Here is a 9,106-nt window from a genome sequence, read left to right as displayed (position 1 = left end):
AAGCCCCCTCGCCACAGGTCAGAGCGTTATTCCATGTCCTTGAGCCACTCGGAGCTCTTGAACCACTTGTCATGGATGCGATCGTAGGTGCCGTCGTTACGGATCTGGTGCAGGAAGTTGTTGATGAAGTTGATGCTGTCGTAGTCGCCCTTCTTCAGGCCAAACGCCAGAGGCTCAAAGGTGAACGGCTGGTCGAGGAACACCAGCTTGCCGGCGCCCACCTTGTTCACCGCCACCACGTTGTATGGCGCGTCGTAGACGAAGGCATCAGCCTTGCCATTGACCACATCGAGCACGGCTTCCTGCTCGTTGTCGTAGCCGTGGTACTTGGCCTTGGAGATCAGTTTCTTGGCCACCATCTCGCCGGTGGTGCCGAGCTTGGAGGTCAGGCGGTACTTCTCGTCGTTCAGGTCTTTGTAGGACTTGATGGTGCCTTCCAGTTCCTTGCGGATCAGCAGGGTCTGGCCAACCACGATGAACGGTTCGCTGAAGTTCAGGCGCAGGTTGCGCTCCTGGGTCAGGGTCATGCCGCTGCCGATCATGTCGAACTTGTTGGTCAGCAGGGCCGGGATGATCCCGTCGTAGCCGGTGGAGATCGGCTCGAACTTGACGCCCATGGACTTGGCCATCGCCTTGAGGATGTCGACTTCAAAGCCGATGATTTCACCGCGCTTGTTGGTCATCTGAAACGGCATGTAGGTCGGGTCCATGCCGACTTTCAGCGTGCCGCGCTTGACCGCATCATCGATGGCGCCGGCGTGGGCCGCGTTGACCGCCACCAGTGCGGTGACGCCTAGCAGCAGCATCGAAAGATACTTTTTCATCATCAAGTCCCCTGAACTCATTTCTTGTGAGGTCGGCGCGCAAAAGGGCTGCACCATTTCGGGGTGCGATCCTAACTCACTCACCGCCCTCCACAAAGGTTTCGCCGGGATTTGTTGCCAATGTATGACAGAAAAGCCCCACAACAGTGCAGCGAACAGCACCGCTAGACACCTCACCCTACTGACCAGCCAACTGATTGATGTGTAAGCAGTTATGACTACCAGTCGATGTCTGCCATCCAGTCCGTGTCCTTGAACCACTTGTCATGCAACCGATCGTAGGTGCCGTCCTGGGCCACTTGATTCAGGAAATGGTTGATCCAGTTAAGGCTGTCGTAATCGCCCTTTTTCACTCCGAACGCCAAGGGCTCGTAGGTGAACGGTTGCTCCAGGGCCAACAGCGCACTGTTTTGGGGTTTGGTGATGGCGATCAGGTTATAGGGCGCATCATGGATAAACGCGTCGGCCTTGCCCTGCGCCACGTGGCGCACGGCTTCTTCCGGGGTTGGAAAACTGCGCAGCCGTGCAGCGCCCAGAAACCGTTTCGCTGCCGCCTCACCCGTGGTGCCTTCGGCGGCCACTATTTGAAAACCGGCTTCGTTCAAGTCTTCGATGCTGTGGACCTTGTCGGCCCAGCGCGGATGCAGCAGTACGGTCTGGCCGACGATAATGAACGAGTCGCTGAAATTGAGGGTCAGGTTGCGCTCCTGCGTCACCGTCATACCGCTGCCGATCAGGTCGAACCGACTGGCCAGCAGGCCGGGGATCAGGTCGGTATACGGCACCGCGACCAGCTCCAGCTGTACCCCCAGCGCCTTGCTCATCTCCCGCAGCAGATCAATTTCAAACCCGATGACACGACCATTCCTGTCGGTCATCTCGAAAGGCACGTAGGCCGGATTGGTACCGACTTTCAGCACACCGCGCCGAACGGCTTCATCGATGGCCCCGGCGTGTACCAGGTAACCGTGGGAAAACATGACGATGCCGAGCAACAGCCTCGATAAATACCTTTTGATCATGAAACGCCCCTGTTCCGTTAAACACTCCCACACCCGGCCACGCGCAAGTTCGCGTAAACCAGAGGCTTCGAGTCAGATTTTGGGGGCGATGCTAACCCACTCGCAGGCCCGGCAATACGCCTCGGAGAAGGGTCTTTTGTTTCGAAATAACAAGGTGTTAGCGGGATGAAGCAGAAGGGAAAAATAGCGTAGGACGGCTACCGAAAACGCCCCCGAGGCGAGACCTCGGGGGCGTCGGAATCAGGCCGGTTGGGCCTGAGACGACAACGGTTTCAACGGCAGCAACGGCGCATGCGGATCGGCCTTGACCGATTCGCGCCAGGCATTGAGCCACTCGGCGTGGCCTTCGCTCCAGACCTGCTCGTGCAAGCGTGCCAGGGCAACCGGGTCGCTGAGCAAGGCCAGGCGCTCAGCGTTGTTGAGGCCGGCAGGGCCGACTTTCAACGCGTGGCGAACACGGTCAATACGCAGCCATTCAATCGGCTCAGCCTGCCCGTGACGGGAAGTTGCCAAGGCGCACGTCAGAGCGTTCTGCTGTGGATCAACCACCGCCCGCACAAACCCGTCATTCAGCGCATGCCAACGGTTTTCGTGGGTGTACTTGTCGGTCGACAACAGCGCCTGGGGCGGATTGTATTCCTCAGGGATCAGGAACAGGCTCTCGTCGCGAGACTTGAGGCCCAGCTTGACCCGGCTGGAAATCACCGACACCGGAATCGACAGCATCAGCGAACCGACAATCGGCACCAGCCACCACAGGAAGCTTGGGTTCAACCACACCACCAGCAGCGCCCAGAAGAAGCCGAGCAAGGTCTGCGGACCGTGGCGCTTGACCGCCTCGCTCCATGGCGTGGAGTCGTCGTCACGTTGCGGCGAGTTCCAAGTCGCGGCCCAGCCGAGGAACGCAGCGAGGACGAAACGGGTGTGGAAAATCATCCGCACCGGCGCCAGCAGCATGGAGAACAACATCTCCAGCAGCATCGACAGCGTCACCTTGAACTTGCCACCGAACTCTTTCGCGCCCTTGGCCCAGATCAGGATGATACTCAGCAGTTTAGGCAGGAACAGCAGCACGATGGTGGTGGAGAACAGCGCCACGGCCTTGTCCGGGTGCCATTGTGGCCACAGCGGGTACAACTGGCGTGGCGCCATGAAGTACTGCGGCTCCATCAGGGTGTTGACCGCCAGCAGGGCTGTCGACAGCACCAGGAAGAAGAACCACAACGGTGCCGACAGGTACGACATCACGCCGGTCAGGAACACCGCACGGTGTACCGGGTGCATGCCTTTTACCAGGAACAGGCGGAAGTTCATCAGGTTGCCGTGGCACCAGCGACGGTCACGCTTGAGTTCGTCCAACAGGTTCGGCGGCAGTTCTTCGTAGCTGCCCGGCAAGTCGTAGGCAATCCACACGCCCCAGCCGGCACGGCGCATCAGCGCCGCTTCAACGAAGTCGTGGGAGAGGATCGCACCGGCAAACGCGCCTTTACCCGGCAACGGCGCCAGGGCGCAGTGCTCGATAAACGGCTTCATGCGGATGATCGCGTTGTGACCCCAGTAGTGGGATTCGCCCAACTGCCAGAAGTGCAGGCCGGCGGTGAACAGCGGGCCATACACGCGGGTGGCGAACTGCTGCATGCGCGCATACAGGGTGTCCATGCCCGACGCACGCGGCGCGGTCTGGATAATCCCGGCATCCGGCGTGGCTTCCATCAGGCGTACCAGGCTGGTCAGGCATTCGCCGCTCATCACGCTGTCGGCGTCGAGCACCACCATGTACTTGTAGTCACCGCCCCAACGACGGCAGAAGTCGTCGAGGTTGCCGCTCTTGCGTTTGACGCGACGGCGACGGCGGCGATAGAAGATCTTGCCGAAGCCACCGGCTTCGCGGCACACGTCGAGCCAGGCTTGCTGCTCGGCGATGCAGATGTCGGCCTCGTTGCTGTCGCTGAGGACGAAGAAGTCGAAACGGTCCAGGTCACCGGTGGCGGCAACCGATTCGAACGTCGCACGCAGGCCGGCAAATACCCGGGGCACGTCTTCGTTGCAGATCGGCATGACCAGCGCGGTGCGGGCGTCTTTCGGAATCGGCTCGTCACCGGCACTTTTACCGGAGATACGGTATTTATCGTGACCGGTCAGCAGTTCGAGGAAGCCCATCAGCGCGGTCCAGAAACCGGCCGAGACCCAGCAGAACAGAATCCCGAACAGCACCAGGATGCTGGTTTGCAGGGCGTAAGGCAGGACCTGGGTCGCAGTTTGCAGCAGGGTCTGGTTGCGGATCTCGTCGAAGTCGACGAAGGACCAGCCCTGGTACGGCATGATGCCTTTCATGTACCAGCCGGCAACGATCGTCTGGCCGAGCATCAGCACCAGCAGGATGTAACGGCGGATCGAGCCAACGGTGCGCCAGCGGGCAGCCGGCAGAACGCGTTCATCCTTCGGCGGTGCCGGAGGGTTGGTACGACCGGTCAGGCGACGCCAGCCACGCACCAGGATATTGGTGCGCCATGGCTCAGGCACGACCTTGGTCCGACGGATCGGCGGCGTAGCCTTGAGGCAAACCCGGCCGCTGGCGTCGAGCGCCAGCATTTCGGCGTCTTGCAGCTCTTCGGCCGTGTTGAGGGTCAGCCGCGCGCCGACCGACGCTTGGGCAGCGTCGGCAGGTGCGTCGAACGTGGACGACGACAGGCGCTTGTGCAATTCACTGAAGGACTCGCAGCCCGCCAGTTCGGCGCGCTGCTCATCGGTCATCGGGAGATGCGCCAGGTACTCGGCAAGCGTCTCTGGCTGGACTTGAGAATTACTCATCGGCAGGCAACTGATAGCTCCAGGTTTCGGTCAGGACTTGCTCTGTCTTGGCCGGCTCCGGTGTGGCTGGGGCCGCAGCCTCTGGCTGCTTGGCATCCTTGTCTTTCGGGTCTTTCTTGGCGGCTTTCTCGTGCTGTTTGGCCAGGAGCTTGTCGGCCTTGAGCACCTGGTTCGACGCCTTCTCCGGCTCCGGCGCAACGATGTCCTGGACCAGGGCAGCGCGCATTTCAGTCGGTTTGCCTGCGTCCTTGATCTTCATGCGCAGGGTCAGGCGCCAGCCTTGGGTGTGCGGGTTGTAGCGCACGCTGTTTTCAACGACTTCGGCGTTGTCACCCACGCTGACCTGGCTGCGAACCGGTGCATCCGGTGCGAGTTTCTTCAGGGACGGGCCCTCGAAGTCCACCAGGTAAGCCACGCTGCCGTCTGGCTGACGGATCAGGTTGGATTGCTTGACGTCGCCGGTGGACCGCAGGGTCTGCTTGACCCAGGCGCTTTCAGGCGAATGGAACTCGGCGTCATTCAGTGTCCAGTGCAGGCGATAGGCGACGTCCAGCGGCTTGCCGGGCTCCGGCAGTTTTTCCGGGCTCCAGAAGGCAACGATGTTGTCGTTGGTTTCATCGGCGGTCGGAATCTCTACCAGGTCAACGGAGCCCTTGCCCCAGTCGCCTTCAGGCTCGATCCAGGCGCTTGGGCGCTTGTCGTAGTTGTCGTCGAGGTCTTCGTAGTGGCTGAAGTTGCGGCCGCGTTGCAGCAGGCCGAAACCACGCGGGTTTTCCACGGTGAAGTTGCTGACCGACAGGTGTTTAGGGTTGTTCAGTGGGCGCCAGATCCACTCGCCGTTGCCGGCATGGATCGACAGGCCGCTGGAATCGTGCAGCTCGCGACGGTAGTTGAGGACCTTGGACGGCTGGTTGGCGCCGAACAGGAACATGCTGGTCAGCGGGGCGATGCCCAGCTTGGTGACCTTGTCACGCAGGTACATCTGGGATTTGACGTCGACAATGGTGTCGGTGCCCGGGCGCAGGATCAGGCGATAGGCGCCAGTGGCCCGCGGCGAATCCAGCAGGGCATAGATCACCAGCTGTTTCTCGCCCGGCTTTGGACGCTCGATCCAGAACTCGGTGAAACGCGGGAACTCTTCGCCGGACGGCAAGGCCGTGTCGATCGCCATGCCACGGGCAGACAGGCCGTAGACCTGGTCTTTACCCACGACGCGGAAATAGCTGGCGCCGAGCATGGTCATGATTTCGTCTTGCTTGTCGCCCTTGTTGATCGGGTACAGCACACGGAAACCGGCATAACCCAGCTGTTCGGTAGACTTGGGATCAAACTTGACGTCGCCGAAATCGAATCGGGACGGGTCGTATTTGATTTCCTGGACGCTGTCGGCGGTGACTTCGTTGATTTTCACCGGTGTATCGAAGTGCATACCCTGGTGATAGAAGGACAGCTTGAACGGGGTGTTTTGATCGGCCCACTCGGCTTTTTCGTTGCGGAAACGAATTTTCTGGTAGTCAGCGAATTTCATTTCGCGGAATTCGTTCGGCAAATTGCTGCGCGGAGCTTCGTATTTCTGCCCGGCCAGCTCTTTTGCCTTGGCCGACACATCATCCAGACTGAATGCCCACAGTTGACCCGCGCCGAACAGGCAAAACAGGGCAGAGCCCGTTACCAGTGCGTTTCGTAACCGTTTGGCAGACAATTTTGGTGCATTACAGGGACTAACAATCACGAGCAACCCTCGCCGAAAACAGATCAAAAAACCAACGGCCAGCTATCTATATGCCAGGTTGGCGAGCATTGTTCCGACTCCCATGGGGCTAAATGATTCCCCACTAGCTATCGGACAAGTCTCTACGTAAGTCAAAAATGGACCAATTTAACGCTGATCCCCGTAGCGCGCGATTATCTAGTAGCCCGCGAGACAACGCATCAGGGTCAGCGAAGTATTTGTAGCGAAAACCCGGTTTTTTGGGCATTACAAGTCGTTTTCAGTACATTCACGTCTGTAACAGGAAGGTGACCGGCCCGTCATTGACCAAATGCACCTGCATATCAGCGCCAAAACGCCCTGCCACTACCGTGCCATGCAATTGTTGCGCTTGTAACAGCAGGTAGTCGAAAAGCTGCTCGCCCAACGCCGGCGGTGCCGCCGTGGAGAAGCTGGGACGCAAGCCGCTCTTGGTGTCTGCCGCCAGGGTGAACTGGGACACCAGCAGCAAACCGCCGCCAATGTCTTTCAAGGACAGGTTCATCTTGCCCTCGTCATCGCTGAACACCCGATAGTTAAGCAGCTTATGCAGCAGTTTGTCGGCGCTGGCCGGGGTATCTGAAGGCTCGACGGCCACCAGCACCAGCAAACCCTGGTCTATCGCACCCACCACCTGCCCTTCTACCTCGACCCGGGCGCCGCGCACCCGTTGCAAAAGCCCCTTCATGCTTCTTCAGGCGGCAAATCAAGCAGGCGCCGTGCCATTTCACTCGCGGCACGTACCAACGCATCGGTGATTCCGGGCTCGGAAGCCGCATGGCCGGCCTCGCGGATAATCTGCAGCTCACTGTTGGGCCAGGCCTGATGCAGCTCCCAGGCGTTGTCCAGCGGGCAGATCATATCGTAGCGGCCGTGCACGATTACGCCAGGCAGATGGGCGATCTTGTGCATGTCGCGAATCAGCTGGTTGGGCTCAAGGAACGAATTGTTGGTGAAGTAATGGCATTCGATACGGGCAATCGACAACGCGCGCTGGGGTTCGGAGAAGCGCTCGATCAATTGCGGGTTCGGGCACAGGCCCAGCATGCGGCCTTCCCACGTGGACCAGGCCTTGGCGGCGTGCATCTGGGCGATCTGGTCATTGCCGGTCAGGCGCTTGTGGTAGGCGCTGAGCAGGTCGTGGCGCTCCTCCGCAGGGATCGGCGCGAGGTAATCCTGCCAGTAGTCAGGGAACAGACGGCTGGCACCGGCCTGGTAGAACCATTGAATGTCCTGGGGGCGGGCCAGAAAAATGCCGCGCACAATCAGGCCATGCACACGCTCCGGGTGGGTTTGCGCGTAGGCCAGGGCCAGGGTCGAACCCCAGGAACCGCCGAACAGCACCCATTTTTCGATGCCCAGGTGTTCGCGGATTCGCTCAAGGTCGGCCACCAGGTCCCAGGTGGTGTTGTTTTCCAGGCTGGCCCGTGGGGTGGAGCGCCCGCAGCCGCGCTGATCAAAAGTAACAATTCGGTACAGGTTAGGATCGAAATAGCAGCGGCTATTAGCGTCACACCCGGCGCCAGGGCCGCCATGGATGAAGACGACGGGCAAGCCTTCCGGGGAACCGCTTTCATCGACATACAGGACGTGGGTTTCGTCGACGGCCAGATCGTGCCGGGCGTAGGGTTTGATCTGCGGGTACAAAGTCTGCATTGCGCGCTCCGTAAGGGGTCGAGTTCATCCCTGGGGGGACGTCTTTTATTTTGCCGTCTGGCATCATAAACCCGAATTGTGCAATGAGCATGCCCTGGTGGACTCAGACCTGTGTCAGCAGAACTCCACGCAGGTAGTTCAGCAGGTAACCGTACAGCCGGTCGACCTCCTCCACCTGGCCCCGGGCCCGCAGGCAGCCGTGGACCAGGCCTTTGCCGGGGTACAGCGTGGCCGCCACCCCGGCCGCTTGCAGGCGTTCGGCGTAGAGCATGCCGTCGTCCCGCAGCGGGTCGAACTGGGCGACGGCGATCAACGCCTGGGGCAACCCGCTGAAATCTGCAGCCAGCAAGGGCATGGCATAGGGCGACGGTTTGCCCGGCCCGCGCAAATAGAGCGCCAGGTAGCATTCGGTGTCGGCCGTGCTGAGCAGCGGCGCGTCAACGCAGTCGCGGCGGGATGGCAAGTCAGCGGGGCCGCCCAGGCCGGGGTAGATCAGGATTTGTGCCAGGGGCTGCGGTTGGTGGTCATCCCGCAACCCCAGGCACAACGCGGCCGCCAGGTTACCGCCGGCACTGTCACCGGCCACCACCAGGCGCTGCAGGTTGACAGGGCAAGGCGCTTCACCCGCCTGAATCGCCCGCCAGACCGCGCAGCAATCGTCGAAGGCGGCCGGGAAAGGGTGTTCGGGTGCCAGGCGATAGTCGATGGCGATGACCAGCACCTGCAGCGCGTCGGCCAGCTCACCGCAGATAAAGTCGTGGGAATCCAGGCCGCCCACCACCCAGCCGCCACCGTGCATATAAAGGATGCAGGGCCAGCCGGCATCGGGGGCTGGCGTCGCCGGCTGATAAATGCGCACGCCCACGCCACCCAGGGAAACGTCTGACACCTGTAACCCTTCCGGCCGCGCCGGGGTGAACGCTTGGCACATGCGGTCATAGCCCCTGCGCAACCCAGCCAGCGACGTGTCGTCGCTGGTGAAGGATTCGGTTTTTTCGACAAAGGCGCACATCGGCGCGGAAATAGGGTAAAGGGACATGAAG

At 60.7% G+C, this 9,106-nt stretch carries 6 protein-coding genes and 1 pseudogene; all 7 read right to left on the bottom strand.

All coding sequences use genetic code 11. The features are described 5' to 3' along the window. Positions 1–26: 26 nt before the first annotated feature. The 7 genes and pseudogenes from HX855_RS03095 to HX855_RS03065 all read right to left on the bottom strand — a co-directional run bounded on the left by HX855_RS03095 (position 27) and on the right by HX855_RS03065 (position 9,102). On the bottom strand, positions 27–824 hold the full coding sequence (locus tag HX855_RS03095) for a transporter substrate-binding domain-containing protein (protein WP_076018212.1): 798 nt from the start codon (positions 822–824) through the stop codon (positions 27–29). A gap of 218 nt (positions 825–1,042) precedes the next feature. Beyond that, positions 1,043–1,846, bottom strand: coding sequence for a transporter substrate-binding domain-containing protein (locus HX855_RS03090; protein ID WP_177088701.1), 804 nt, complete (start codon positions 1,844–1,846; stop codon positions 1,043–1,045). A 235-nt stretch (positions 1,847–2,081) separates the two neighbouring features. Continuing rightward, positions 2,082–4,657: pseudogene (gene mdoH, locus HX855_RS03085) on the bottom strand (glucans biosynthesis glucosyltransferase MdoH); the annotation flags it as partial. After that, the gene (locus HX855_RS03080; RefSeq protein WP_309139815.1) at positions 4,650–6,389 is read right to left on the bottom strand and encodes a glucan biosynthesis protein G; all 1,740 of its coding nucleotides are present in this window, start codon (positions 6,387–6,389) and stop codon (positions 4,650–4,652) included. The gene HX855_RS03080 and the pseudogene mdoH, both read right to left, overlap by 8 nt. A 268-nt stretch (positions 6,390–6,657) precedes the next feature. Then, positions 6,658–7,095: a D-aminoacyl-tRNA deacylase gene (dtd, locus tag HX855_RS03075; protein ID WP_177088703.1), complete on the bottom strand. Its 438-nt coding sequence runs from the start codon at positions 7,093–7,095 to the stop codon at positions 6,658–6,660. Then, entirely contained in the window at positions 7,092–8,063 is a 972-nt protein-coding gene (gene pip, locus HX855_RS03070; RefSeq protein WP_088423039.1) for a prolyl aminopeptidase, read from the bottom strand. The genes dtd and pip overlap by 4 nt, the downstream gene beginning before the upstream one ends. Positions 8,064–8,166: 103 nt before the next feature. Beyond that, positions 8,167–9,102, bottom strand: a complete 936-nt coding sequence (locus HX855_RS03065; RefSeq protein WP_177088704.1) for an alpha/beta hydrolase — start codon at positions 9,100–9,102, stop codon at positions 8,167–8,169. Between the last annotated feature and the right edge of the window lie 4 nt (positions 9,103–9,106).

Origin of the sequence: Pseudomonas sp. IPO3778, from assembly GCF_013386825.1 — a bacterium.
Classification (GTDB): domain Bacteria; phylum Pseudomonadota; class Gammaproteobacteria; order Pseudomonadales; family Pseudomonadaceae; genus Aquipseudomonas.
Note: the sequence above shows the minus strand (reverse complement) of the source record. Positions and strands in the feature narration are given on the sequence as shown.